Here is a 26,796-nt window from a genome sequence, read left to right as displayed (position 1 = left end):
GCTAAAATTTCCGCACTGCGCAGGGAGTCGCATGCATGCAGCGGCCCCGACCGAACTGTTTTCGCACCTGGTAATAACTAGTAATAAAACTATGCCTGAATCCACCGTAAAAACCTCTTCCACATCGGCTGATGCAGCCTTGCTGCGCGAGGTCGCGGAACTGGTGGTGAGCGCCCTCAACCTTGAGGTGAGCGCCGACGATGTACAACCCGACGAACCGCTCTACGGCGACGGCTTGGGGCTGGATTCCATCGACATCCTGGAAATTGCGCTGGTTGTCTCCAAGCACTATGGCCTGCAGCTCAGGGCGGACCACGAAGACAACCACGCCATCTTTCATTCGCTGCGAAGCCTGGGCGACCATATTGCCGCCTGGCGAACCCAGTGACAGCTGTGCTGGCGACACGGTTTACCCAAGCCTGTCGCTGGGGCGGCATCGCGGCTCTGGGAATCGGCTACGCCGTGCTTTCCCATCTGGCCGCGGCATCGACGGCGCCGGGCTTGCTTGAGGCGCTGGTCGCCGTGCTTCCGCTGCTGGTGCTGGCCGTTGTCCTGGCCTGGCGTTCACCGCAGCGCCCTGTCATGCTGGCCCTTTGTGGTGTAGCCTGCCTCGGGTTTTATCTGTTCAGGGAATGGCTGATCACCCATTACAACTGGGTTTTCCTGCTTCAGCATGCGGGCACATATGCCCTGCTATGCGGAACTTTCGGCCGCACACTCGTGCAAGGACGCACACCGATGATTGCGCAGTTTGCCCGCATCGTGCATGGCGAGCTTTCGCCTGCGCTTGTTTCGTACACGCGGTCGGCCACCTTGGCGTGGGCCTTGTATTTCGGAATCATTGCGGGCTTTTCATTACTGCTGTTCTGGCTGGCGCCCATTGCTGTGTGGTCCACTTTTGCCAATCTTCTGGGCATTCCCCTGCTCGCACTGATGTTTGCAGCGGAATATGCCGTTCGCTGCTACGCATTGCCGGCAGCAGATCGTGCCGGTCCGCTGGAGGCCATTCGCGCCTACCGGCAGGCTTCCGCAGAAAGCCGCGCGCGCCGGCCATGACGACGTTTCCGCTGATCTCGCACACCCGGGCTGAAGACGTTGTGGCTTGCAGCCATGGCCAGGCCGTTACCGTTGAACATTTTCTGGCCGATGTCAGGCAGCTTGCGGCGGCCCTGCCCTCAGGCAAGCATGTTCTCAATGTCTGCGCAGACCGCTACCGATTTGCCGTGGGTATGGCGGCCGCCCTGCTGGCAGACAAGGTCAGCCTGCTGCCACCCACGCTGACGCCGGAAATGGTGAAACAGATCCGCAGCTTTGCACCCGACGTGTTTTGCCTCGCGGACCAACCACAGTCTCTGGCCCTGCCGTTACTGAGCTGGACGGATGCGATGACGCCACGTCCGCCAGGAACCGCAACTGGCACGCAGTGCGATATTCCGCAAATTCCCGCATCGCGCATTGCCACCATCATGTTCACCTCCGGCTCGACCGGCACCCCGGTGGCGCACCGTAAAAGCTGGGGCGGGCTGGTTCGCAGCACGCGGGCTGAAGCCGGCCGGCTCGGCTTGCTGGATGGCCGCAAGCACAGCATCGTGGCGACGGTGCCGCCGCAGCACATGTTCGGCTTCGAATCCACCGTGTTGCAGCCTTTGCAAAGTGGCGCCATTCTGGTCGCGGCCCATCCGTTTTATCCGGCCGATATCTGCGCCGCACTGGCGCAAGCGGAGCGCCCCCGCATGCTGGTGACCACGCCCGTGCATTTGAAAGCGCTGCTGGCTTCAGGCCTGGACATTCCGCAGGTTGACCTCGTGCTGTCCGCCACGGCACCCCTGCCACCCCAGCTGGCATTGGCCACCGAAGCCCGGCTGCAGGTTCCTCTGCTGGAAATCTACGGCTCCACCGAAACGGGACAAATCGCCACGCGACGCATGACCGAGGCCCTGGCGTGGACACTCTTTCCGGACGTCACGCTGAGCATCAGGCAAGGCCAGACCTGGGCCTCAGGCGGCCATGTCGACCAACCCACCCCGCTGGCCGATGAACTGGAGTCGGTGTCGGACACACAATTTCTTTTGCACGGCCGGACTGCCGACCTGATCAATATCGCGGGCAAGCGAAGCTCGCTGGGCTACCTGAACCATCAGCTCCACGCCATACCGGGCGTGATGGACGGCGCCTTCTTCATGCCGGACGAGGGTTCCGGCGACACCGTGGTCCGGTTGATGGCTTTCGTTGTGGCACCGGGCCTGACGGCGCCGGCCCTTTTGGCGGCACTGAGGGAGCGGATTGACGCCATCTTCATCCCGCGGCCCCTCGTGCTGCTGGGCAGCCTGCCACGCAACAGCACCGGGAAATTGCCGCGCGATACGCTGGTTACCCTGGCGCGCGACCATCTTCAAAAGAAATCTCCCGTTCCGGGCGAAACCCGGTTTTCCATCGCCCCTGACCATCCGGCGCTTGCCGGGCATTTCCCCGGTACACCCATTGTTCCCGGTGTGGTGTTGCTCGACGCCGCCATACACGCGGTACAACACGCACGTACCGGCCATGCCCCGGAGGTCTGCCAGATCAGCTCGGCGAAATTCCTCAGCACGGTGGGGCCCGGTGAGACGCTGACCATCTCCTGCAGCACCACCGCCTCCGGCAGCACGCGCTTTGACATTTCCAGCGGCGACCGAAAAGTTGCCACCGGAACCTTGCTGCTATCGCCGCAGCCATGAACACGCCACGCGGAGCCAATGCGACATCCGGCGCCGAATGGCAGCAGCTCCCGGAACGCAGCAACGGCTTCATGCTGCGTGTCATGACCGGGATCTCGCTGAACCTGGGCCGTAGCGCCAGCCGCATCGTCCTTTACGGGATTGCAGCCTATTTCCTTATTTTCGCGCCGGCGGCGCGCCGGACGTCGCGAAACTACTTGCGGCGCGTGTTCGACCTGCCGTCGCCCGCTGCGGTCGGCTGGCGTCATCTGTTCCGGCATTTCCTGAGTTTTGCTTCTGCCATTCACGACCGTGTTTACCTGCTGAATGACCGCTTCGAGCTGTTTGATATCCGGGTGCACAACCAGCAACTGATCGACAAGGTGGTGGCTGACGGAAGAGGCGTGTTCCTCATCGGCGCCCATCTGGGCAGTTTTGAAGTTCTGCGGGCCATCGGGCGCCAGCAACCGGGCCTGCGCATTGCCATGGTGATGTACGAGGAAAACGCGCGGAAAATCAACGCGGCGATGGGCGCCATCAATCCCAAAGCGCAGCTGGACGTCGTGGCATTGGGACATATCGATTCCATGATCAGGGTGCACGAACTGCTGGATGAGGGTGCCGTCGTCGGCATGCTGGGTGATCGGTCACTGGGTAAGGACGACACCTATTCCATCGAGTTCCTCGGAGACGCCGCCGAGCTGCCGCTGGGTCCTTTTCGCATGGCCGCCATACTGAAACGCCCCGTGTTGTTCATGACGGGGCTGTACCGCGGCGGCAATCGTTATGACATTCATTTCGAACCTCTGGCGGATTTCTCGACGCTACCTTCGCGCGGCCGCACAGCGGCGGTGCAATCCGCCATGACGCGCTATGCTGCACTGATGGCGCAATACTGCCGCAGCGCGCCTTACAACTGGTTCAATTTTTTTGATTTCTGGCGACCTGCGCCGCGGCAGTCCGGCCAGCCCGAACAAAACACCTGAGCATATGACACACCTTATTCAGCAAACATCCACCCCCGCCTCATCGCACATCACGCAACAGCCGTCACGGCCCGTCTTCGCGGTGGCCGCAGTTGTGGTGGGTCTGGTGTTGGCCGCATTGAGCCCGGCAGCGCTGGCCGCCTGGGACCTTCAGCAACTGATGGATTCGCTGGCGCAAACCAAGTCGGGCCGCGCCACCTTCGTCGAAAAAAAGAGCATTGCGTTGCTCGACAAACCGGTGGAATCGTCCGGGGAACTGCTCTATACCGCGCCAGACCGGCTGGAAAAGCGGACGCTCAAACCGAAGCCTGAATCCATGGTGGTGAACGGCGGAGAACTGGTGATTGAACGCGGGAAGCAAAAATACCAGTTGCGGCTCCAGGCGTACCCCGAGCTGGCCGCATTCATTGACAGCATTCGCGGCACCCTGGCGGGCGACCGCAGCGCCCTGGAGCGCAACTACCGGCTCAGCCTCGAAGGCACGGCCGAACGCTGGACCCTGCAATTGCAGCCCGTCGATCCCAAAATGCAGGCGGTGATCCAACGCATCCGCATTACGGGTGTGCGTGACCAGTTGCGCAACATCGACATCGCCCAGGCCGATGGCGACAGCTCCACCATGACCATCGAGCAAGTGGCCGCCCCGTGATGAACGGCGCACGCGGCCGCATGGCAGCCATTGCGGTATGGCTGGCATTCCTGATCGGTTGCGGCATTGTCATCAGCCGCACACAGTTCACGACCGACCTGTCGGCGTTTTTGCCGCGTACTCCCACACCCGAGCAACAACTGCTGATGGACCAGCTGACCGAGGGCCTGGCCTCGCGCCTTGTCCTGGTAGGCATAGAAGACTCCGACGCCCCTCAACGTGCAGCGCTTTCCAAAAAAATGGCGCAGCAGCTGCGCACCGATTCCGCTTTTGCCAGCGTGGCGAATGGCGAACCCGTCAATAGCGAGCGGGACCGCAATTTCCTGCTCAACCATCGCTATCTGCTGAGCCCTTCAGTGACGCCGGAACGATTCAGCGCGGATGGGTTGCACACGGCCCTCACTGACAGCATCGAATTGCTCGCATCGCCCGCAGGCCTGATGGTCAAGGCCCTGCTGCCCCGCGACCCCACCGGCGAAATGGTGCAGTTGCTGGGCCAGCTCAACGGCGGAAGCCAGCCGCAACAGGCCCATGGCGCCTGGACTTCCCGTGACGGCAAGCGGGCACTGATGCTGCTGCAGACCCACGCAGCAGGCTCTGACACCGATGCCCAGCAACGTGCCATGGCCGCGATTCGCCAGGCCTTCGATGCGGCGGGCGGTTCCTCAGCTGGTGCCAGCTTCGTCATGACAGGCCCTGGCGTATTTTCGGTCACGTCCCGCGAAACCATTCAAAGCCAGGTGAGCCACCTCTCGCTGATCAGCGTGATGCTGATCGCGACGCTGTTACTGCTGGTTTACCGTTCTGTCAGCGCCCTTTTGCTCGGATTTTTGCCCGTGCTGAGCGGCGCGCTGGCGGGGATTGCCGCAGTCAGCCTGGGTTTTGGGTCGGTGCACGGCATCACACTGGGCTTCGGCACAGCGCTGATCGGCGAAGCTGTGGACTACTCCATCTATCTTTTTGTGCAGTCCGAAGATGCAGGCGCCGACCAGGCGCATTGGGTCAAGCGCTTCTGGCCGACCGTCCGGCTCGGCGTTCTGACCTCCATAGCCGGTTTTGCCTCTCTCTTGTTCTCGGGCTTTCCGGGCCTGGCGCAACTCGGCCTGTATTCGATTGCCGGCCTGGTCGTGGCCGCCGCCGTGACCCGCTATGTACTGCCGCATCTGCTACCGCGCCATTTCCGCATCCATGATGTGTCGGCCATCGGGCGGGCGCTGGAGGGGCTGGTGCAACATGCGGCCTTGTTGCGATGGCCTGCCGCGGCCCTGCTGATAGCCGCCTGTGCCGTCCTTGCGGGAAATCACGCCAGCCTGTTCAACGACAAGATTTCCTCGCTCAGCCCGGTCTCGCAAGCCGATGTGGCGCTGGATGAAAGCCTGCGTGCCGATATGGGAGCGCCTGACGTGCGCTATGTGGTGGTGGTTTCCGGCACCAGCCAGGAGTCGGTACTCCAGACCGCCGAACAGGTTTCAACCCTGCTCCAGGCACAGGTCGAGCGCGGTGAAATTGCCGGGTTTGAGAGCCCCAGCCGCTACCTCCCCAGCGTGGCCACACAACGCGCCCGCCAGGCCAGCCTGCCCGCTGCTGAGGTGTTGCAGGCCCGCATGACCCAGGCCACGCAAGGGCTGCCAGTGCGCCCGGGGGTGTTTTCACCTTTCCTGGCAGAGGTCGCTGCCGCCCGCAGCCAGCCCTTGCTGCAGCCAGCCGACCTTGAAAAAACCTCGATGGCCATGGCCCTGGCTGCACTGCTCATTGGTAAGGACGGCCGCTGGAGCGCCCTGCTACCTTTGACTGCGTCCCAGGGACGAAACATCGACGCCGACAACATTCGTGCCGCGCTGGCCACCAAGCCCTTGCCTGGCGTACTTTTTGTCGACATGAAAACCGAGTCTGACCGTTTGTATTCCAGCTACCTGCACGAAGCCATCGTGCTGTCACTGGGCGGGCTGGCAGTCCTCGTGGCCCTGTTGCTGGTGGTTTTCCGCTCCCCTTCCCGGGTGCTGCGGATCATTGCGCCGCTGGCGGCCGCGGTCGTCACAGTCACGGCCGGGCTGGCCCTGCTGGGCCAGCAACTGATCATCCTGCACCTGGTGGGCCTGTTGCTGGTCGTGGCCGTGGGCTCCAACTACGCGCTGTTTTTTGACCGGCCTGATCCCCATGCCCCGATAGCGCCCCGAACCCTGGCGTCCATGTTGCTGGCCAATCTGACTACCGTCGCAGGGTTTGGCCTGCTCGCATTTTCCAAAGTATCCATCCTGCAGGCCATGGGTGTCACCGTTGCACCGGGCGTCATCCTGGCGCTGGTCTATGCCGCAATTTTTGCCAGGAAGCCCCATGCCTGACCTCCGGTGGAAGCCCAGCATCCTGGTACGTGCGAGCATCGCGCTACACGCGGCGGCACTTGCGGCCGTTCTTGTTGATTCCGGCTGGTGGCGCTGGGCGCTTGCCGCCGTGGTCCTCAACCATCTGTTGCTTACCGTCGTGGGTATGTGGCCCCGCAGCCAGTGGCTGGGCCCCAACTGGACCCGCCTGCCCCAGGCCTCCGTCGCCAGGCGGGAAATCGCCCTGACCATCGATGACGGCCCCGACCCCGCCGTGACACCCAAAGTCCTGGACCTGCTCGACCGGTATGCGGCCCGCGCGACCTTTTTTTGCGTCGGTGACAAAGCCGCCCGCCATCCCGAGTTGTGCCGCGAGCTGGTGCGGCGCGGACATGCCGTTGAAAACCACAGCCAGCACCACCGCCACTACTTTGCCCTGACGGGCCCGCGCAGCATGTTTCGCGAGTTGCAGGCAGCGCAAAACACACTGAGCGGCCTGACAGGCCAGCGGCCTCTCTTCTTTCGCGCTCCCGCCGGCCTGCGCAACCCCTTTCTTGATCCGGTACTGGCCCGGCTCGGCCTGAAGCTCGCCAGCTGGTCCGTGCGCGGCTTCGACACCCGCGTCGCCAATGCCGAGCGTGTAAAACGCAAACTCACGGCCGGGCTGCAAGCCGGCGCCATCCTGCTGTTGCATGACGGCAATGCGGCACGCACACCGCAAGGTGTTCCGGTCATCCTGGATGTCCTGCCCGCCTTGCTGGAGTCCATTGCAGCGGCCGACCTGCGCACCGTGACCCTGCAGCAGGCCCTCGCATGAATCCCGTGCAAACCCGGCAAGGCCCGTGGTCACACATGGGACGGGTCGTCTTTCAGCACATCTATCTGAAAGCCATCGGGACGATGCTTTTCATCGGCGTATTTTTTGGCGCCTACTTTTACCTGCTCAAGCACCCGGCCTTTCCGATCGCGGTGATGCCTCTCACCTGGCCCGACCACCTCATCGGTTTTGAACCACTGGCCTTGCCGGTTTACCTCTCGCTGTGGGTTTATGTCTCGCTGCCACCCCTCTTCTTTGGTGACCGGCGTGAACTCTTGCGCTATGGCGGCGCCATTGCGCTGACCTGCCTGGCGGGCCTGCTGGTGTTTTATTTCTGGCCCACGGCCGCACCCGCTCCAGACATTGACTGGCCGAAATACCCTCAGATGCTTTTCCTGAAAAACATGGATGCGTCGGGCAACGCCTGCCCTTCGCTTCATGTGGCAACAGCCTTTTTTTCGGGCATCTGGCTGCACCATCTGCTGCGCCGATTCTCCGTACCCGCGTGGTTGCTGGCGGTAAACGCGCTCTGGTGTTTCGGCATTGCCTATTCCACACTGGCCACAAGGCAGCACGTCGCGGTGGACGTAGCCGGGGGCCTGCTCCTCGGGGGGGTGGCAGCCTGGTTGTCCCTGTATCTTCACAAACAGCACACCGCAGGCAAGTAACAGCTGGTGTCCGGCATCGCAACGGCGCCGGATTTTCCACCTGATTTGCTAAAGTGTCTTTTTCTTCAGATTGGTTTTTTCTCTGTATCCACTTTGGCTCTCCCACTTCACCGCAACCAGCAGCATGGGTCGCGGTCTTGCACAAACTCTCGACGCGTTGCGTACGCGGCGGGGCGGGCTCGCCCCATGCACGTTCGACACAGTCGACCTGCCGACCTTTGCAGGCGAGGTCACGGGCACGGACAGCGTGCAGCTTCCTGCGCAATGGGCCCGCTTCGACTGCCGCAACAACCGGCTCGCCCTGCTGGGGCTTCAACAGGACGGCTTTACTGAAGCGGCGGCAGCCGCCAGCAAAAAATACGGCGCGCACCGCGTGGGGGTCTTCATCGGCACCAGTACATCGGGCATTTTGCAAACCGAACTGGCCTATCGCCGGCGCGACCCGGGAACCGGCGCCCTGCCCCCCGATTTCATTTACGGCACAACACACAATACATTTTCTGTCGCTGATTTCACGCGCCAGTACCTTGGGCTGACCGGCCCGGCCGCCGTCGTCTCGTCAGCCTGCTCATCCAGTGCCAAGGTGTTCGCTTCAGCGCGAAGAATGATGCGGGCGGGTCTGATCGATGCTGCCGTGGTCGGTGGGGTAGATTCGCTGTGTCTCACAACCTTGTATGGCTTTAACTCGCTGGGTCTGATTTCCCCCCAGGCTTGCAGGCCATTCGACGCCGCGCGCAACGGCATCACCATTGGCGAAGCTGCCGCTTTCGCCCTGCTGGAGCCCACGCCGGCACAACCCGCCCCAGGTGACGTGCTGCTGCTGGGCGTCGGCGAATCCAGCGACGCCCACCACATGTCCTCCCCCCATCCCGACGGCCTGGGTGCACGGCTGGCCATGCAGCAGGCCCTGGATATGGCCGGCCTCACCACGGCCGGGATCGACTACATCAACCTGCACGGCACAGCCACACAAAGCAACGATGCCGCGGAAGCCAAGGCAGTGTCCGGGCTGTTCGGCCCTGGCACCCCCTGCAGTTCCACCAAGGGCGCCACCGGCCACACGCTGGGCGCCGCAGGCGGGCTTGAAGCCGTGATCTGCGCGCTCGCATTGCAGCACGGCCTGCTGCCCGGCGGCATCAACACCCACGAGCGCGACCCGGCCCTGGCCGTCAACTACCTCATGGACAACCAGGAGGCCGCCCCCCGGCATGTGCTCAGCAATTCCTTCGGCTTCGGCGGAACCAATTGCAGCCTGATTTTTGGCCGTGCCGGTTAAGGTTCCGACATGACACAAGCACAATCCCCATCCGCAACAGCGCTGACGGTTTTTGTCGAAGGTATCGGGCTGCTGGGCCCCGGACTGGCGGGGTGGGCGCAAGGGCGCGAATATCTCAAAGGCAGCACCGCTTATCAAGCCACGCGCTGCGTTCTTCCGCCACCCATGGCTTTGCCGCAGGCCGAACGCCGCCGGGCCGGCGCGGTGGTCAAGGTGTCGCTGGCAGTGAGCGAGGAAGCGGTTGCAGCTTCGGGCCTGCAAGCTGCCATGCTGGCATCCGTGTTTTCATCTTCCAGCGGCGACGCCGTCAATTGCCACGAAATCTGCAATGCGCTGGCCTCCAGCGACAGGCTGATCTCCCCGACGCGCTTTCACAATTCAGTGCACAACGCCGCCTCCGGCTACTGGAGCATTTCAAGCGGCTCGATGGTTTCGTCCTCGGTGCTTTGCGCGCGCGATGCAAGTTTTTCGGCAGGCCTGCTGGAGGCCATGACCCAGGTAGCGGTGGACCAGATACCCGTGCTGCTGGTCGCTTATGACACCGATTACCCGGAGCCGCTGTACAGCACACGCCCCATTCCCGACACCTTCGGCCTGGGACTGGTGCTGACACCCCACCGCAGTGAACGCAGCCAGGCGCAGTGGACGCTGGAACCAGACAACTGCCTGACGGCCTTGCCTGCCGACCGGCTCGATGACGCCGCGCTTGAACAGCTGCGCACAGACATTCCTGCGGCACGCTGCCTGCCTCTACTGCGCAGCATCGCGCGGCAGCAAAGCGGCCGGATCGTGCTGGACTACCTTGACGGCCGGCAGCTGGCCCTGCAGGTGGCACCGTGATACTTGCAGGCCTGATGCCCACCAAGGCCTGCAGCGCGCCTTTGAGCCTTGGGCACGACGAGATCGCGCGCCGTATTCCCCATCAAGGCAGCATGTGCCTGCTTGAACGCGTCACGGCGTGGGACAACAGTCAAATTTCTTGCGAAGCCACGAGCCACCGCGCTGCCGGCAATCCCCTGCGTGCCTACGGAAGGCTGGGCGCCGCATGCGGGATTGAATATGCGGCGCAAGCCATGGCCGTGCATGGCGCACTGATCTCGGAAGCCGTGGCCGGTACCCAGGAAAATCACCCGCAGGCCGGCGATGCCGCCCCCTTCGGCTACCTGGTCAGCGTTCGCGGCGTCACCCTGCATGTCGAAAGACTCGACGACATCAACCTCGCGCTCACCATCCATGCCGAGCGCACGAGCGGCGACGCCGGCAGTATTCTTTATGGGTTCACGGTCCACGCGGGCCCTGCATTGCTTCTGTCAGGCCGCGCCGTGGTGATGCTCGGCGCACCATCCAAGGGGACTGCATGAACGCCTCCGTACTCAAACGCGCGCTGGTCACCGGTGGCAGTGGCGCCATTGGCTCGGCCATTTGCCGGCAACTGGCTGCCGATGGATTTCACGTCATCGTGCATGCCAACCGCGGCCTTGATGCCGCCTTAGCGCTGGTGGCCTCCATCCAGGCGGCAGGCGGTCATGCGGAGGCTGTGGCGTTTGATGTCACTGATGCCGCCGCAACCGCCATTGCCCTGGAAACCCTGCTGCTGCAGGGGCCGGTCCAGGTGATCGTGAACAACGCCGGCATCCATGACGACGCGGTCTTTCCGGGCATGCAGCTGCGGCAATGGCAACAGGTCATTGACGTCTCGCTGAATGGTTTTTTTCATGTCACCCAGCCCTTGATGATGCCGATGATCCGTACGCGCTGGGGGCGTATCATCAACATCACGTCGGTCGCCGCAGTGGCAGGCAACCGCGGACAGGTGAATTATTCGGCTGCCAAAGGCGCATTGCATTCGGCCACAAAATCCCTTGCACTGGAGGTGGCCAGCCGCGGCATCACGGTCAATGCGGTCGCGCCCGGCATCATCGCAACGCCGATGAGCCAGGACAGTTTTGATGCCACTGCCATCGCGCAGCTGGTACCCATGAAACGAGCCGGCCGACCCGAAGAAGTCGCCGACCTCGTGAGTTTTCTGACTTCAGAGCGCGCAGCTTACATCAGCGGCCAGGTTATTTCCATCAACGGCGGCATGATTTAAAAAGGCACTCCATGACCATTCCTGAAAACACTCCCACGGTGCATGCACCTCATGTCCCGCTGACCGAGTATTACCAGACAGAGCAGGACCGGCAAACCTATCTGCGCAGGATTTTTGACAGCACGGCGCCGGACTACGACCGCATCGAGGCGATCCTGGCCTGGGGCAGCGGTTCACGCTATCGACGCGACGCACTGATTCGCGGCGGCCTGAAAACCGGCATGAAAGTGCTCGACGTGGGCGTGGGAACCGGGCTGGTTGCCGCGCAAGCCTGCCTCTTGACCGGAGACCCCACACTGGTGACCGGCCTTGATCCCAGCCCCGGCATGATGGCCGCCAGCAAGCTGCCAAAAACCATGGTGCTGGTGGAAGGCCGGGCCGAGTCCCTGCCGTTTCCGGACAACCATTTCGATTTTCTAAGCATGGGGTATGCCCTGCGCCACATCAGCGACCTGGGCGTGGCATTTGCAGAATTTGAACGCGTGTTGAAGCCCGGTGGACGGCTCTGCGTGCTCGAAATCACCCAGGCGAAAAGCCCTTGGGGTCGCTGGTTGCTCAAAACCTACATGCGCGGCGTCATACCGCTGCTGACACGCTTCGTGTCGCGGCAAAAAGAAACCGCATCCATCTGGCGTTACTACTGGGACAGCATAGAAGCCTGCGTGCCGCCCGAACAGGTGCTGGCCACGCTGCGCGCGGCGGGCCTGGCGGATGTCCGGCAACACCTGGAAGCCGGCGTATTTTCAGAATACCAGGCAGTCAAGTCGCTGCCCGGCTCCGCGGCCCTGGCCTCAACTCATCACGATCGCTGAAACAGGCGCCGGGCCAGCAACACCGGCAAGCGCAGCACAAACCCGATGAAAAGCCGGGAATGCATCCAGGTGAGCAAAAGGTTGTCGCGCAAGTAGTTGAAGTGCGACACCCCCCCTTCGTCGGGCCGAAAATACTTCACGGTGGCCGGCAGGTTGACTGGTTTCACGCCGCGCCAGCACATGCGCACCACCGCTTCCGGGTCAAAATCAAACCGGCGCATCCAGCGCTGCCCGGCCATCACATCACGCAGCGGCGCGATCGGGTACACACGAAAGCCGAACAGGGAGTCCCCGATGCCGGCCCACAGGGTTTCCAGGTCGGCCCATCCATTGGACACCTTGCGTCCATTGACACGCAGGCGCGGTGCATCTGCGGCGAACACCGGCACGCCGAGCACCATGACAGCGGGTTGGGCCAGCGACGCGACCATGAACTCCGGAATCAGGTGGGCGGGGTGCTGCCCATCGGAGTCCATGGTCAGCACATGCGTGAACCCCTGGGCCGCAGCCAGCTCAATGCCGTGCAGCACCGCGGCACCCTTGCCCACATTGCGCGGCAACACCACGACACGCAAGCGCGCATCGTCTGCGGCCATTGCCAGCAGACGGTCGGTGCTACCGTCCGTGCTGCCGTCAACGACCACCCAGACCGGCGCCCACTGCGCAAGCGCACTGCGAACTGTTTCGTCAACTTTGACACCGGGGTTGTAACTGGGAATCAGGACGAGGTGCGTCCTGGACATGTCGCGAAGGGAGTCATTCATCGAGGGATATAGCTTGAACGGAAAACTGCGTGCAGCTTCACGCCGGCGGCGCAGAAGCAGTCAGGGAGGACGCCCGGGTACGCCCCAGCTCGGTCTGGAAGTATTGCTCCAGCTCTGCGGTGAAGTGCGCCGTGTCGCTGACCGGCTCAAAGCATTTGCCGAGGCGAACACGGTAAGTGACCGGCATTTTCGGCGTCCATAGCAGGGACCAGCCCTTGCCCAGAAACCTCGAATCGGTTTCGATAAAAACGGTTTGTACCGGCACACCCGCGTATTTGGAAATCAGGCTGGTCGTTCCCTGCATACGCCCTACAGGAAACCGCCGCGTGCGGGTGCCTTCCGGGAAAAGCAACAAGCTGCTGCCCTGGCGCAAGTCGGCGACAGCCAGCTGCACCATGGTGCGCAGCGGCGTATTGCGGATATAACCTACCAGCCGCGCACCGGCCCCAAAAAAAACGCTGTTGACGATGTCCGCCTTCATGATGCAGGTGGCGTCCGGCAAACGCGACAGGATCATGATGGCGTCCAGCAGGGAAGGATGATTGGGCGCGATGATCACTGGAGGGCCTGCCTGAAGCGCATCCAGCGCCGTCAGGTCGAACCGGCAGGCCCCCATCAACACCAGCAGGCGCAGGTAAGACCGGAAAGTGGCTGCGACAAGCCTGCGCCCCCAGCGTTTGCTTAATACCCTCGGCAACAATGGCCGCATGACCACCGCCAGCAACGAGACCGCTAGGCTGACGCCGACAAGCACCAGGTAACCCACGCAAAGACGGGCAGTTTCATGCACCGCCCTGCGGCCCTTATTGGCCAGGGACGGCTCGGCAAGCAGCACAGTGTCAGTCGGCTCCGCCCCGCTTACGCTGTTGAAAGGCGGGATACTCGGCTCGGTCATTGCTTGCCTTTCGGTTGAGGTCGTGGGCCCTGGCGCAGACCGTATCCGGTTTGCTTTTTGAATAGATGAATGCAAGCGAGTCTACCTCCCCAAAAATGCCTCTCTTTGGCGGATTTCCGGATTCCAGCGTAAGGTTTTATGCCGACTGACGGGTCCAGCGCAATCTTTCCCGGCAAAAGCCGGTGGTGGCAGTAAGTGCCTGATAGTAAAGGACAATCAGGGTCCGGAAACATCGAAGAACGGCCCCTAAGATAGGCGCCAGGTGAGACGAAAATGCGAAAAGAAGGAAGCGCGCATGCGCCAGGTCATTGATGCAAAAAGAAACAATTCGGGGCAAAAACCCAACAGGCAGCGCGCCGGAAGACACGCCCATGATGACGCAATACAAGCGCATCAAGGCGGAGTACCCCGACACCCTGGTTTTTTACCGCATGGGGGATTTCTATGAAGTCTTCTTTGCCGATGCCGAAAAGGCCTCCCGCCTGCTGGACATCACGCTGACACGGCGCGGCCAGTCCGCGGGCGAGCCGGTCGTCATGGCGGGCGTGCCCTTTCATTCGCTGGAAGGCTACCTGGCCAAACTTATCAAGCTCGGCGAATCGGTGGCCATCTGCGAGCAGGTCGGCGATGTCGCCACCAGCAAAGGCCCCGTGGAGCGCAAAGTGGTGCGCGTGGTCACGCCCGGCACACTGACCGACACCGAACTGCTGAGCGACAAAACCGAATCCATCCTGCTGGCCGTGCACCAGGGGCCGCGCAACACCTGCGGCCTGGCCTGGCTCAGCGTGACGCAGGGCGAAATCCACCTGGCGCACTGCGCCAATGACGAACTCGAAGCCTGGCTGGCGCGCGTGGCGCCAAGCGAACTGCTTTACAACGTCGATGTGACGCCGGCCTTTGAGCAGCGCCTCAAAGCCCAGCGCTGCGCCGCCAGCGCCCGGCCCGCATGGCAGTTTGATTCCGCCCTGGGCGCGCGCCGCCTGCTGGAGCAGCTCAAGGTCGCCTCGCTCGCATCCTGGAATGCTGAAGCACTGAATGAGGCGCACGCCGCAGCCTCGGCACTGCTGGGCTACGCTGAACACACCCAGGGCCGGGCGCTGTCGCATGTCCAGGGCCTGCAGGTGGTGCGTTCGGGCGAGCTGATCGAGCTGCCGCAAACCACGCGCCGCAACCTGGAACTCACGCAGACCCTGCGCGGCGAAGAATCGCCCACGCTGTTTTCGCTGCTGGACACCTGCACCACCGGCATGGGCAGCCGTGCACTGAAAAGCTGGCTGCTCACACCGCGCCGTGACCGGGCACAGGCCGCCGACAGGCTGGATGCCATTACCCACCTGCGCAGCGGCTCCCAGCAAACCCTGCGCGCCAGGCTCAAGGGCTGCAGCGATGTGGAACGCATCACCGCCCGCATCGCGCTGCGCCAGGTGCGGCCGCGCGAACTCGTGGCCCTGAAAGACACGCTACAAAAAACAGAGCTGGTCGCGCCCGCTGGTATTGGGCTGCCGGCACTTTTGACAAAAATTTTTGAAGGCCTGCAGCCGCCGGCAGGCTGCCGTGAACTACTCGGCCGCTATGTGCTGGATGAGCCCGCCGCACTGATACGCGACGGCGGCGTCATCAACCACGGCTGCGATGCAGACCTGGACGAATTGCGCGCCATCCAGACCAACTGCGACGACTTTCTGCTGGACCTGGAAGGCCGCGAAAAAGCCCGCACCGGCATCGCCAACCTGCGCGTGCAGTTCAACAAGGTGCACGGCTTCTACATTGAAGTCACGCAAGGCCAGCTCGACAAGGTGCCCGACGACTACCGGCGCCGCCAGACGCTGAAAAATGCCGAGCGCTACATCACGCCCGAACTCAAAGCCTTTGAAGACAAGGCCCTGTCGGCGCAGGAGCGTGCACTGGCGCGCGAGAAGTGGCTGTATGAACAGCTGCTCGACCAGTTGCAGCACTACATTCCCGCGCTGAGCCGCCTGGCACGTGCCCTCGCCTCACTCGACGCGCTGTGCGCGTTGGCCGAACGCTCACTCACTCTCAACTGGGCAGCACCGGTGTTTGTGCGCGAACCCTGCATCGACATCAGCCAAGGCCGCCACCCGGTGGTGGAGGCTCGTCTGGCCGAGACGGGCGGCGGCGCCTTCATCGCCAACGATTCCGTCATGAGCGGCAAGCACCGCATGCAGGTCATCACCGGCCCCAACATGGGCGGCAAGTCGACCTATATGCGCCAGGTGGCGCTGATCGTGTTGCTGGCCAGTGTGGGCTCTTACGTGCCGGCGGCCAGCTGCCGGCTCGGGCCCATAGATGCCATCCACACCCGCATCGGTGCGGCCGATGACGTGGCCAACGCGCAATCGACCTTCATGCTGGAGATGACCGAGGCCGCGCAGATTCTGCACGCCGCCACCCCGCATTCGCTGGTGCTGATGGATGAGATCGGCCGGGGCACCTCCACCTTCGATGGCCTGGCGCTGGCCGGCGGTATTGCCGCCTACCTGCACAACAAGACGCAGGCTTTCACGCTGTTTGCCACGCATTACTTTGAGCTCACCGAATTTCCGGCGCAACACCACGGCGCGATCAATGTGCACGTGAGCGCGGTCGAGTCCGGCGCCGACATCGTGTTTTTGCACCACATCGAGCCCGGCCCTGCCAGCAAAAGCTACGGGATTGCCGTGGCCAGGCTGGCCGGGGTGCCCGCTGCCGTCGTCAACCACGCCCGCCACGCGCTCAATGCGCTCGAAGCCCACCAGACCGAAGCGCGCGCCCAGGTCGACCTGTTCGCCGCCCCGCCAGAAGCCACCGCGCCCGAGCAAAGTGCCGTAGACAAGGCATTGGGTACCATAGACCCCGATGCACTGAGTCCGCGCGAGGCGCTGGACGCCCTGTACCGCCTGAAAAAGATCTCCGCCTCACCGTGACCCAGCGCAACCCGACCGCCCCCACACTTCCAAGCCACCAAAGCCACCTCATGACTTACTGCGTCGCCGCCAAACTCAACGCCGGGCTGGTGTTCCTGTCAGACTCCCGCACCAACGCGGGCCTGGACCACATCAGCACCTTCCGCAAAATGATCGTCTATGAAAAGCCGGGCGACCGTTTCATGGTGTTGCTGTCGGCCGGCAATCTGTCGATCTCCCAGTCGATCCGCGAAATCCTGCAGGTCGAGCAGCTCAAGGACCCCGACGGCGGCGAAGCCATCACGATCTGGAACGCCAAAAGCATGTTCGATGCCGCGCGCGTGCTGGGTTCGGCGATACGCCGCGTCTACGACCGCGATGCCGAAGCATTGAAAAACGCCGATGTCGACTTCAACGTCTCGTTGGTCTTCGGCGGGCAGATCCGCGGCGAGAACATGCGCCTCTTCCAGATGTATTCGGCCGGCAACTTCATCGAAGCCACCGACGAGACACCTTACTTCCAGGTCGGCGAATCCAAATACGGCAAACCCGTGCTGGACCGCGTACTCACCCCGGCCACGCCGCTGGCCGAAGCCGCCAAGTGCGTGCTGGTGTCCATGGACTCGACCATGAAGTCGAATCTCTCGGTTGGCCTGCCGCTGGACCTGGTGGTCTATGAGGCCGACACCTACCAGAGCGACAAGATCGTCTGCATCGACAACGACAACCCCTACTACCGCATGATGCACAGCAGTTGGGGCCAGAAGCTGCGCGAGGTGTTCGACAGCATCGAAGACCCGGTGTGGGACGACGCGCACACCGACATCCCGTTGAAGATGCCCGCCACGCGCCACGAGCCGTTGAAGAAAATCAGCACGCCTGACGAAAAGCTGATCTAGTGCCTTCCTCTTCAAAGCCGCTGGTCATTTTTTCCCACGGCAACAGCTTCCCGGCCAGCACCTACAGCGCGGTGTTCCAGAGCCTGAAAGCACGCGGCTTTCAGGTCAAGGCGATTGAAAAATTCGGCCACGACCCGCGCTACCCGGTCACCAGCAACTGGCCGCACCTGGTGCAGCAGTTGGCCGACTTCACGGCCCGCGAGGTTGAAAAATCCGGCCAGCCGGCTTTCCTGGTGGGCCATTCGCTGGGCGGCTTTTTAAGCCTGATGTGCGCCGCACGTAACCCGGTGCTGGGCGGCCAAGCCGTCAAGGGCGTGGTGCTGGTCGACTCCCCCATCCTCGGCGGCTGGCGCGCCGCAGCGCTGAGCGTGGCCAAGCGCGCACAACTGGTGGGCTCCATCTCCCCCGGCGCCATCAGCCGCAAACGCAAGAACCAGTGGCTGGGCAAGGAGGAAGTGTTTGAACACTTTCGCAGCAAGAAGGCATTTGCCGCCTGGGACGAACAGGTACTGCGCGACTACATCGAGCATGGCACCTACGAAGGCACCGGCGACGACGATGGAAAGCAGTTGCTGAGCTTCGACCGCGACGTCGAAACCGCGATCTACAACACGCTTCCGCACAATCTGGAAGGTTTGCTCAAACGCCATCCGCTGAAATGCCCCGTTGCCTTTATCGGCGGGCGGCAATCGGTGGAGATGAAGCAAGTTGGAATGGCGATGACCGAAAAGGTGACGAAGGGGCGGATCATGATGCTGGATGGGAGTCATCTGTTTCCGATGGAGAAGCCGTTGGCAACGGCGGCTGCGATTGAGGCGGCTTTGAGGAATTTCCTCGAGTAGGCTGCTGTTGTTTCCGGCGGTGCACTCTTTGCCGAGGGCGGCTGGCCGGGGGTTGCCCGGCATGCAACTCACTTTTCTTTGCTTCGCCAAAGAAAAGTAAGCAAAAGAAAGGCGACCCTGGTTCCTGCGTCCCTCCGCTGCGCTGCGGGCAGCCTGCGGTGCTCGGTCCAGCCGGGGTCAAAAACAACTCGCTTCGCTCAAACAAGTTTTTGCCCTGATCCGTCTGAACCTCCGCTCCTCGGCGCATCCACAAGGGGGTGGGAGGGAGCCAACACCCAATACCCAACAGCCGAAGACAAACCCCAAATTCCGGAAGAAACAAGGACTCGCCGTGGCGAGTCCTTGTTGGTATTTGTCTTGGGTATTGGTATTCGGTCCCCGCTCCCGCTAGCCCCTTCTGTCTGCGCCGAGGAGCGGAGGTTCAGGCGGATCAGGGATCGCGATTGTCTGAGCGAAGCGAGTTCGAGCGAGACCCCGCCTGAACCGAGCACCGCAGGTTGCCCGTAGCGAAGCGAAGGGTCGCAGACAGCAGGGTCGCCTTTTCTTTGGTGACTTTCTTTTGGCGAAGCAAAAGAAAGTTACTTGCATGCCGGGCAACCCCCGGCCAGCAGCTCCTAGACGAAAGCGCCCAGTCGGAACACAAACCGGCCTCAAGGAACCGCTATCAATTCAATAGCTGCCAGCGCCCGTTCCTATTTCCCCAAAGGCCAAAAATCACCTAAAAGTGTAGATCTCAGCGATGTTGACGCCGCGGGGGACTTACCCTTAAGACCGCGGTTCTACATTTGCAACAGACTGGATAAACTAGCCCACATCATCCGGTAGCCCCTGCGCCGCGCATCAGAACGACTCTCAGAGGAGGTTTCTCATGGCCCTGTCCTTTATCGTCACCCTTGCCGTGACCTTTCTAGCCTGGGCAGTTGCAGCGGTGCTGTCCCAAAGCATGGGTGACGCGATGACGCTGAGCGCATCTGTCTGGCTGGCCACGGGTGTCACGTTCGGCGCGCTGCTGGCCGTGAAACCGCCCAAGCGCCCCGCCGTGCTGGCGGGCGCCGCGCTGGCGGCTATCGCGCTGGCCTTGCTGGACGGCCTGGCCGTGTTGCCGGCCATCGCTTTTGGCCTGAACGAAGCCCTCTGCGCCAGCCTGGGTGCCTGGGTGGCGCGCCTGCTGCGCAGCACCGGGCCCGACGGCGGCATGGAGCCGGGCAAGGCTTACGCCGGCGTGCTGCTGGGCGCGCTGCTGACCTCCGCGCTGGGTGCCAGCATCGGCGTGATGCTCTGGAGCTGGGCGCTGCCGGAGCCCGTTGTCCTGCTGACCGAATGGCGCGTGTGGACCTGCACCACCTTTGTCGGCATCTTGCTGATTGCGCCGCTCATCACTGCGTTTTCCGGCTTCAAGGTCAAGCGCTCGGGCGGCATGGCCACCAGCCAGTTCCTGGCGGGCGCTGGCACCTTCCTGCTGTTCTTTGTGGTGGCGGGGCTGATCTTCTCCAGCGATGTGTCCGACCGGTTCAGCGCATCGCTGGGCCCCACCCTCACCTACCTGCCGCTGCCCTTCATGGTGGTGACCGCCATCCTCTGGAAGGAACGCGGCGCCACGGTGGCTACGCTCATCGGCGCGCTGGCCCTGGTCGCCTGGACCAACGCCGGCGGCGGCCCCTTCGCCGAAGTGGAAGGCTTTCCCGGCGAAGCAGTGATCGAGATCCAGGGGTATGTCGCCGTGATGGCGCTGCTGGTGGGCGTGGTCAATGCCTTGGGCGCCACCGCCGCACAGGCCCTGGCGCAGGCGCAAGACTGGCGCACCCGCTACCGCCAGGTGCTGGACTCCACCCGCACGGTGGTCGCCAGTTTTGACGCCAGGACGGGCGCTGCCGAATGGGGCGAAGGCGCCAGCGAGTTGCTGCGCACCAACGCCAACGCGCTGCTGACCGTGCAGGACTTCATCGCCCACACCGACCCGCAAGAGCAGCCCGGGCTGCAAGCCGACTGGCGCGACCTGACCCAGGGCCAGCGCGACCACGTGCTGTGGAAGAACACCTTGCGCTGGAGCGACGGCCGCGTGGCCAGCGTGAGCGCGCGCCTGTCAGGCGTGCGCGGCGCCGACGGCAATGTCGAACAGGTTGCAGCGCTGCTGGAAGTCGAGGCCTGACGTGGCTCTGGACACTTCCAGCACCGCCCCCGCCGAATCACCGGCGCCGGCCGTGGACAAGAAGACGCCGGCCGTTTTTCTCATCCACGGGCTGGGCGGCACGCAATACGATTTGGGCTCCATGCACAAGCGGCTGAAAAACGCCGGTTTTGTCACGCACTCCTTGACCCTGCCCGGCCACGGCACCACGCCCGAGGATTTGGTGAACGTGACCGCCGAACAATGGATGGATGCCGTCACCGCCAAGTACCACGAGGTAGCCGCGCAGCACGACAACTTCCACATCATGGGCATGTGCATGGGCGCGCTGCTGGCCACCGAGCTGGCCAAGCGGCAAAAGCACACGCGCGGCAAGCTGATCGCGCTGGCGCCGCCTATCTACATCGACGGCTGGGCCACCGCCTGGTACACCCCGCTGCGCCACCTGATGTACCACGTGCCCGGCGTTCCGGCACGCATGAAGGTCGAGGAAGAAGACCCTTTCGGCATCAAGAACGAACAGCTGCGCGCCATCGTCAAAGCCAAATTTGCGCGCGGTGAAGCCTTTCATTACCGCTGGGTACCGCTGGCCTGCGTGCGGCAGGTAGACCGGCTTCGCGGCTGGGTCATGACGGGCCTGAAAGACATGGCCAGCGAAACCCTGGTGATCCATGCACGCGAGGACGAACTCACCAGCCTGAGCTCGGCCAACTACCTGGTCGAGCAGATCGGCGGCGCCAAAGCCCGCATGGTGGTGCTGGAAAACAGCTATCACATGATCTGCGTCGACAACGACCGCGAACAGGTTGCCCGCAACGTGCTGGAGTTTTTCGGCGCCAGCAGCGCGGCCTCACTGGGCATGGCGGTAGACGATCCGAAGATGAGCCCCGAAGCACTGGCCGCCTTTGCGCAAACGCTGCGCACGGCGCTCGAAGCCGGCGACTTCACCGGCATCTTTGCCAGGGGCGCTTCGGACATGGCATGGTTCCAGCCCGGCGCCAACCGCGCCAGCGGCGTTTACCGCGGCAACAAGGGTCTGCAAGCCATGCTGCCGTGGGCCGCTGCAGTGCGGTTCACGGCATTCGGGCAGCCGGTGTTCAATGCTGGCGTGGCCGTGGTGCCTGCCACCCTGACGACCGGCGGCCTGATGTCGCAGGGTGTGCTGGCCTTTGCGGTGCGCTCGGGCCGGCTGCTCGATGCACGCTGGTTTCCCGACGACGTGGGGCTGGAAGACGCGCACTTTGGTGAACCGGTGGCCCCCGCCGGGCCCAGCGAAGCCGAGCGCGCTTTTGAAGCCGCCGGCATCGCGGTGAAGGCGCTGGCCAAGCCGCCCGACAACGAAGCCCTGCTGGGCCTCTATGCCCTGTACAAACAGGCAACGCTGGGCGACGCGACCGGCGAACGCCCCGGCATGATGGACGTGACCGGCCGCGCCAAATACGATGCATGGGCCCAGCGCAAGGGCATGACCCGCGAAGACGCGATGGCCGGCTACACAGCCCTGGTCGAAAAGCTCAGGTCCGCCTGAGCGTTACCCCTCGCAAGCCTAGTCCATCAGGTCGGCGGGTACCTTGCCGCCGTTGGCTGCCAGCTTGTTCATGACCTGCTTGTGCAGCCAGATGTTCATGGTCGCGCTGTCATTCATGTCGCCCGTGTAACCCAGCTCCTTCGCCAGCTCCTTGCGCTCACCCAGGCTGCTGTCCAGGTGCAGGAGCTTCATCAGGTCGACGATGGAAGTTTTCCAGTTGAGTTTTTCCGGGTTCTTGCTGGCCATGCCGTTGAGCAGGGCTTCGACATCGACCTGCTGCATGGGTGGCGCTGCAGGCGCCGGGGCAGGTGCTGTGTCAGCGGGGGCGGCAGCCACCGGCGGCGCTGCATCGGGCGTTTGCAGCGAGGGAAATATCTTGCCGAAAATTTTGCCGAGAATACTCATGGTGCGCCCCTGGGTGAAGTTTAAAAATCCAGCGTAACACCGGGATGTGACAGCTTTTGTCAGACGTCACGCCAATCGCAGCTTGGGCAACGCATCGCTCAACGGGCTGGCGCACTCACGCGTTTCAGGCCCGCTTCACCCGCTCGCGCCGCCGCATCGGGCTGCCACACCACCTGATCGTCTACCGCATACAGCCAGCACCTTGATTTCGCCCTCGCACACTGCTGGAAGGTCGTCGCGATCGCTTCGGGCTCGCCAGCGTTGAAGTACCAGCCGCCCTTTTCCGTCACGGCAAAGGCTTTGGGGGACGGCAAGGTACGGAAGTGGGCATAACGCGCCTTGCCGGCGTCGCTGAGCGGCACGGCCGCCGTGTCATCGGCCGCCGCAAAGCCGGAGGCAGGCGGCACCACGTAGTGATGCCCTTTGAAGCGCTGGGCGTGCGACAACAGCAAAGGCTGGCCCAATTGCGCCGAGAGAAACTCGAACATGCGCGCATGCGATGCTTCCCGCGCTGCGGGGTTGCCGCCCACCGTGGCCTTGCCGGTTTTGGTGTTGCCCAGGCCTTCCATTTGCTTGACAGGCCCGGGGCCGTCAAAGCCGTGGTAGCTGCCGGGGTAAACCGTCAGTTCCACCGGCGCATTGGCTTTGTTCTTTTGCAGGCGCCCATGCAGGGTGACGCATTCCGGGGCCAGTGTCCAGTCGTCAAGCTCGCCGATCATGATCAAAAGCGGCACATGGACTTCATAGTTCCACATCCTGTTGTTCAGCAGGCAGCCAGGGTAAAAAGCCACGGCGGCGCGCGGCTGCACCTTCTGTGCCTGCACGAATTTGTCTGTGGCGTCGATGGTGCTGAGCACTGTCTGCGCGCCATGCGACCAGCCCAGGACCACAATGCGCGAAGCATCCACGGACGGCTGCTTCACCAGCCAGTCGATGGCGGCGAACACGTCCTCGCGGCGGTCGCTTTCGTGAATGGTGCGAAGCTTGTTGGGCGTCTCGCAAATCGATTTCTGGCCACGCGGGGTGAAGCTGTCCAGCGCGAGGAAATGCATGCGCTCCGCGTTGAAGTACCCGCCATAGCGGAAGAGCCGCTCGGCAAAATTGCCTTTGCTGTCGAGCCCGCCGCCACAGCCATGCAGGCCGATGATGACGGGCCGCGGATCCTTGTCGCCGGTGTCGAACCAGTAGCCGGGAATCTGCAGCTTGCCGTCCTGCGACGGGATAAATACCGGGCCACTCGCATGCGACAGCTGTGCCAGCAGAAAGCCAAAAAGAAGAACAGGAAAATAACGAAGCCAGGTCATGGCAGTCCCCTCCTCTGCGTCTCTTTTACCGGACGCTCAGTTGTTTACGCCGCCCAAACCACCAGCCCGCTCCATGCCGTGGCCAGCACCACAATGCCGAACGCGATGCGGTACCAGGCAAACGGCACAAAGCTGTTGGTCGAGATGTAGCGCAGCAGCCAGCGCACGCAAAGCCAGGCGCTGAAAAACGAAAACACCAGGCCTACCGCAAACATGGGCATGTCGGCAGCAGACAGCAGCGCCCGCTCCTTGTACAGGCTGTAGGCGCCGGCGCCAATCAGCGTCGGCATGGCCAGGAAAAACGAGAAGTCGGTCGCGGCCTTGCGCGACAGCCCCAGCAGCATGCCGCCGATGATGGTCGCACCGCTTCGGCTGGTGCCGGGAATCATCGCCAGGCATTGCACCAGGCCGACCTTCACCGCGTCCATCACGGTCATGTCCTCCACCTCCTGGATGCGCGCAGCCGCGGTGTTCTTTTGCTGGCGCTTTTCGGCCCAGAGGATGATGAAGCCGCCGATGATGAAGGTGCTGGCCACCACCACCGGCGTGAAAAGATGGGCCTTGATGGCCTTGCCGAACAGCAGGCCCAGCACCACGGCGGGCACAAAGGCCACCAGCACATTCAGCACAAACTGTTGCGCCTGTTTCTCGGTCGGCAGGGCTACGGCTGTGGCGCGGATCTTCTGCCAGTACACGAGGATCACCGCAAAAATGGCGCCGGTCTGGATCGCGATGTCAAACACCTTGGCTTTTTCATCGTCAAATCCCAGCAGAGCGCCGGCCAATATCAGGTGCCCTGTCGAAGAGATCGGCAGGAATTCAGTCAGGCCCTCGACGATGCCCATGACGGCGGCTTTGATCAACAGTGCTATATCCACGCGGTCTCCAGAAAATGAAAGATTATGGCCCCCACGGTCGCGCACTTCGTGTCGCTCCCTGCCCCCCGAGGGGGCCGCTGCGCCTGCGGCCCGGCAAAGCCGGTTCCGCGGCCCCGGCTGGGTTCAAGAGCTCCCGGCGCGCAACCCGGATGGGGTATTTCACCAGTAGGGCCGCGGGAGTGGCTTTGCCAGACCGCAGGCGCCTGCTCCCTCGAGGGGGAACCAGCTACCGCAGTGAGTCTGGACAGGGGTGGCATTTCTGTGCACAATTTGTTACCCCTTCGCCAGTCGCCACAGCCATGCAACTGACACCGCTGATCGCCATTCATCTGTTTGCTGCCAGCACCGCCATCGTCATTGGGCCCGTCGCGCTGTGGGCGCGCAAAGGACGCGTGCAGCGGCCCAAGCTGCACCGGGCTTTTGGTTATGCTTTTGTGACGATGATGCTGGTCACCGCCGCGACGGCCGTTTTCATCCGCGACTATGACTACCCCAATATCGACGGCTACACACCCATCCACCTGCTGGTGCCCTTCACACTGCTCAGCCTGACCGGCGCATTCTGGCATTTGAGCCGCGGCAACATTGCGGGCCACCGCCGCGCCATGCAGTCCCTCTACATTGGCGCATGCCTTGTGGCAGGCGTGTTCACGCTGATGCCCGACCGCTACCTGGGCAAGATGCTGTGGATGCAGCTCGGCCTGCTGTGACTTTCCACATCGCCCGGAAAAGCCGCAGCATTTTTTGACGAGCCCGTGGCAGGACGGTCCGTGCACGGAGTCCGGTGAAAATCCCTCAGACGCACACAATGCCCCACCCGGGCGCCCAGAAAAAGAAGGAACACCCATGCACCGTTATGTCCTGAGTGGCCTGTTGCTGCTCGCCGCCACCTGCGTGCAGGCCGGCATGGGATTCACCGAACTGCCCGGCCTGCAGGACGATGACCCCATCAGCGTTTTTTACCCTTCCGCCGGTGAAGACCGGCAGGCCCAGTTCGGCTCCTATTCCCTCAAACTTGATCGCGGTGGCCAGCCGGTGCGCGGCAATACGCGCCTGGTGGTGATCTCGCACGGCTCGGGCGGCTCGCCCTGGACCTACACCGACCTGGCACGCCGCCTGGTCGAAGACGGCTTCGTGGTCGCGTTTCCCCGGCACCGCGGCGACAACGCCATGGACCCATCCACCCCCGGACCCGACAGCTGGAAGCTGCGGCCCGCCGAAGTGTCCCGCGCCATTGACGCGGTAGCGCATGACCAGCGCCTGGCACCGCTGCTGTCGCTGGACAAGGTCGGCATGTACGGCATGTCGGCCGGCGGACACACCGCCCTGACGCTCGCCGGCGGCCGCTGGTCCCCGGCGCTGCTGGCCCGGCATTGCGAGGCCAACATTGCCGAGGACTTTCACACCTGCGTCGGGCTGACCACCCGGCTCACGGGCGGCATGCTGGACGGCCTGAAAAAAACGGTGGCGCTGGCAGTGATTCGCCAAAGATTCAGCGACGCAGGCTGGCAAACCCACACCGATCCGCGCATTCGCGCAGTGGTTGCCGGCGTTCCGCTGGCCGCCGATTTCGACATGGCCTCGCTGGCCTCACCGCCCGTGCCGCTCGGGCTGGTCACCGCCCGGCAAGACCGCTGGCTGGTGCCCCGTTTTCACAGCGACGTGGTGCTTGCGGCCTGCAAGCGCTGCGAACACGTGGCCGACCTGCCCACCGGCGGCCACGGTGCGCTGCTGTCGCCGCCGCCACCGGCCGATGCCATGTCGGCCCTGGCCAAAGACCTGCTGCTGGACCCGCCCGGCTTTGACCGCAGCGAGCTTCCCGCGGTGGACCAGAAGATCAGCAGCTTCCTGCGCAGGCACCTGCTCCCTTAAATTCCCGGCAACGGGTTTGTGAGGCTGGCCACAGGCACGCCAGGCAGTCACGCATCGAAGT

At 63.2% G+C, this 26,796-nt stretch carries 25 protein-coding genes; 20 read left to right on the top strand and 5 right to left on the bottom strand.

Annotated elements, in window-relative coordinates; all coding sequences use genetic code 11:
* Positions 1–91: 91 nt before the first annotated feature.
* From AC1DVV_RS02795 to AC1DVV_RS02735, 13 genes are all read left to right on the top strand, one after another.
* Positions 92–388 (top strand): phosphopantetheine-binding protein, encoded by a 297-nt coding sequence (locus AC1DVV_RS02795; protein ID WP_457279104.1) that lies wholly within the window; start codon positions 92–94, stop codon positions 386–388.
* Positions 385–1,056, top strand: coding sequence for a COG4648 family protein (locus AC1DVV_RS02790; RefSeq protein WP_457279105.1), 672 nt, complete (start codon positions 385–387; stop codon positions 1,054–1,056). The genes AC1DVV_RS02795 and AC1DVV_RS02790 overlap by 4 nt, the downstream gene beginning before the upstream one ends.
* Positions 1,053–2,717, top strand: a complete 1,665-nt coding sequence (locus AC1DVV_RS02785; RefSeq protein WP_477707104.1) for an AMP-binding protein — start codon at positions 1,053–1,055, stop codon at positions 2,715–2,717. The genes AC1DVV_RS02790 and AC1DVV_RS02785 overlap by 4 nt, the downstream gene beginning before the upstream one ends.
* On the top strand, positions 2,714–3,682 hold the full coding sequence (locus tag AC1DVV_RS02780) for an LpxL/LpxP family acyltransferase (RefSeq protein ID WP_457279107.1): 969 nt from the start codon (positions 2,714–2,716) through the stop codon (positions 3,680–3,682). The genes AC1DVV_RS02785 and AC1DVV_RS02780 overlap by 4 nt, the downstream gene beginning before the upstream one ends.
* Before the next feature lie 4 nt (positions 3,683–3,686).
* Positions 3,687–4,331 (top strand): LolA-related protein, encoded by a 645-nt coding sequence (locus tag AC1DVV_RS02775; protein ID WP_457279108.1) that lies wholly within the window; start codon positions 3,687–3,689, stop codon positions 4,329–4,331.
* Entirely contained in the window at positions 4,331–6,673 is a 2,343-nt protein-coding gene (locus AC1DVV_RS02770) for an MMPL family transporter (protein ID WP_457279109.1), read from the top strand. Before AC1DVV_RS02775 ends, AC1DVV_RS02770 begins: the two co-directional genes overlap by 1 nt.
* The gene (locus AC1DVV_RS02765) at positions 6,666–7,469 is read left to right on the top strand and encodes a polysaccharide deacetylase family protein (protein ID WP_457279110.1); all 804 of its coding nucleotides are present in this window, start codon (positions 6,666–6,668) and stop codon (positions 7,467–7,469) included. The genes AC1DVV_RS02770 and AC1DVV_RS02765 overlap by 8 nt, the downstream gene beginning before the upstream one ends.
* Positions 7,466–8,137, top strand: a complete 672-nt coding sequence (locus tag AC1DVV_RS02760; protein ID WP_457279111.1) for a phosphatase PAP2 family protein — start codon at positions 7,466–7,468, stop codon at positions 8,135–8,137. The genes AC1DVV_RS02765 and AC1DVV_RS02760 overlap by 4 nt, the downstream gene beginning before the upstream one ends.
* Before the next feature lie 82 nt (positions 8,138–8,219).
* On the top strand, positions 8,220–9,413 hold the full coding sequence (locus AC1DVV_RS02755) for a beta-ketoacyl-[acyl-carrier-protein] synthase family protein (protein WP_457279780.1): 1,194 nt from the start codon (positions 8,220–8,222) through the stop codon (positions 9,411–9,413).
* Positions 9,414–9,422: 9 nt separating this feature from the next.
* Positions 9,423–10,253 (top strand): beta-ketoacyl synthase chain length factor, encoded by an 831-nt coding sequence (locus AC1DVV_RS02750; RefSeq protein WP_457279112.1) that lies wholly within the window; start codon positions 9,423–9,425, stop codon positions 10,251–10,253.
* 14 nt (positions 10,254–10,267) lie between these two features.
* Positions 10,268–10,774, top strand: a complete 507-nt coding sequence (locus AC1DVV_RS02745; protein ID WP_457279781.1) for a hotdog family protein — start codon at positions 10,268–10,270, stop codon at positions 10,772–10,774.
* The gene (fabG, locus tag AC1DVV_RS02740; RefSeq protein WP_457279113.1) at positions 10,771–11,505 is read left to right on the top strand and encodes a 3-oxoacyl-ACP reductase FabG; all 735 of its coding nucleotides are present in this window, start codon (positions 10,771–10,773) and stop codon (positions 11,503–11,505) included. Before AC1DVV_RS02745 ends, fabG begins: the two co-directional genes overlap by 4 nt.
* Positions 11,506–11,516: 11 nt before the next feature.
* Complete coding sequence (locus AC1DVV_RS02735; RefSeq protein ID WP_457279114.1) at positions 11,517–12,317, top strand: class I SAM-dependent methyltransferase; 801 nt, start codon at positions 11,517–11,519, stop codon at positions 12,315–12,317.
* On the opposite strand, the gene AC1DVV_RS02730 is transcribed toward AC1DVV_RS02735, so the two are convergent.
* Positions 12,305–13,081 carry a glycosyltransferase family 2 protein gene (locus tag AC1DVV_RS02730; RefSeq protein ID WP_457279115.1) on the bottom strand — a complete coding sequence of 259 codons (777 nt, stop codon included), beginning with the start codon at positions 13,079–13,081 and terminating at the stop codon, positions 12,305–12,307. The genes AC1DVV_RS02735 and AC1DVV_RS02730 overlap by 13 nt on opposite strands.
* 37 nt (positions 13,082–13,118) lie before the next feature.
* Entirely contained in the window at positions 13,119–13,976 is an 858-nt protein-coding gene (locus AC1DVV_RS02725) for a lysophospholipid acyltransferase family protein (RefSeq protein ID WP_457279116.1), read from the bottom strand.
* Between the two features lie 311 nt (positions 13,977–14,287).
* Between AC1DVV_RS02725 and mutS the strand changes: the two genes are divergently transcribed.
* The 5 genes from mutS (at position 14,288) to AC1DVV_RS02700 (ending at position 22,276) form a co-directional block, all read left to right on the top strand.
* Positions 14,288–16,900 (top strand): DNA mismatch repair protein MutS, encoded by a 2,613-nt coding sequence (gene mutS / locus AC1DVV_RS02720; RefSeq protein ID WP_477701988.1) that lies wholly within the window; start codon positions 14,288–14,290, stop codon positions 16,898–16,900.
* Positions 16,901–16,950: 50 nt separating this feature from the next.
* A complete protein-coding gene (locus AC1DVV_RS02715; protein ID WP_477666374.1) occupies positions 16,951–17,778 on the top strand; it encodes a proteasome-type protease in 828 nt (275 codons plus the stop codon).
* Positions 17,778–18,620 carry an alpha/beta fold hydrolase gene (locus AC1DVV_RS02710; RefSeq protein ID WP_477701987.1) on the top strand — a complete coding sequence of 281 codons (843 nt, stop codon included), beginning with the start codon at positions 17,778–17,780 and terminating at the stop codon, positions 18,618–18,620. Before AC1DVV_RS02715 ends, AC1DVV_RS02710 begins: the two co-directional genes overlap by 1 nt.
* A gap of 868 nt (positions 18,621–19,488) precedes the next feature.
* Positions 19,489–20,769, top strand: coding sequence for an MASE1 domain-containing protein (locus AC1DVV_RS02705; RefSeq protein ID WP_477702751.1), 1,281 nt, complete (start codon positions 19,489–19,491; stop codon positions 20,767–20,769).
* A 1-nt stretch (position 20,770) separates the two neighbouring features.
* On the top strand, positions 20,771–22,276 hold the full coding sequence (locus AC1DVV_RS02700) for an acyl-CoA-binding protein (RefSeq protein WP_477707103.1): 1,506 nt from the start codon (positions 20,771–20,773) through the stop codon (positions 22,274–22,276).
* A gap of 18 nt (positions 22,277–22,294) precedes the next feature.
* Here AC1DVV_RS02700 and AC1DVV_RS02695 read toward each other — a convergent pair whose 3' ends face one another.
* The 3 genes from AC1DVV_RS02695 to AC1DVV_RS02685 form a co-directional block, all read right to left on the bottom strand.
* Complete coding sequence (locus tag AC1DVV_RS02695) at positions 22,295–22,681, bottom strand: DUF3597 domain-containing protein (RefSeq protein ID WP_477686643.1); 387 nt, start codon at positions 22,679–22,681, stop codon at positions 22,295–22,297.
* 98 nt (positions 22,682–22,779) lie between these two features.
* Positions 22,780–23,985, bottom strand: a complete 1,206-nt coding sequence (locus AC1DVV_RS02690; RefSeq protein ID WP_477702753.1) for a dienelactone hydrolase family protein — start codon at positions 23,983–23,985, stop codon at positions 22,780–22,782.
* Between the two features lie 44 nt (positions 23,986–24,029).
* Positions 24,030–24,863 carry an undecaprenyl-diphosphate phosphatase gene (locus AC1DVV_RS02685; protein WP_457279124.1) on the bottom strand — a complete coding sequence of 278 codons (834 nt, stop codon included), beginning with the start codon at positions 24,861–24,863 and terminating at the stop codon, positions 24,030–24,032.
* Between the two features lie 299 nt (positions 24,864–25,162).
* On the opposite strand from AC1DVV_RS02685, the gene AC1DVV_RS02680 reads away from it, so the two are divergent.
* Both AC1DVV_RS02680 and AC1DVV_RS02675 read left to right on the top strand, forming a co-directional pair.
* Positions 25,163–25,573, top strand: coding sequence for a DUF2306 domain-containing protein (locus tag AC1DVV_RS02680; RefSeq protein ID WP_477666370.1), 411 nt, complete (start codon positions 25,163–25,165; stop codon positions 25,571–25,573).
* A 136-nt stretch (positions 25,574–25,709) separates the two neighbouring features.
* On the top strand, positions 25,710–26,735 hold the full coding sequence (locus AC1DVV_RS02675) for an alpha/beta hydrolase family protein (RefSeq protein WP_477666369.1): 1,026 nt from the start codon (positions 25,710–25,712) through the stop codon (positions 26,733–26,735).
* The last annotated feature ends 61 nt before the right edge of the window (positions 26,736–26,796 follow it).

The sequence above is a fragment of the Polaromonas sp. P3_B4 genome (assembly GCF_056402835.1).
Note: the sequence above shows the minus strand (reverse complement) of the source record. Positions and strands in the feature narration are given on the sequence as shown.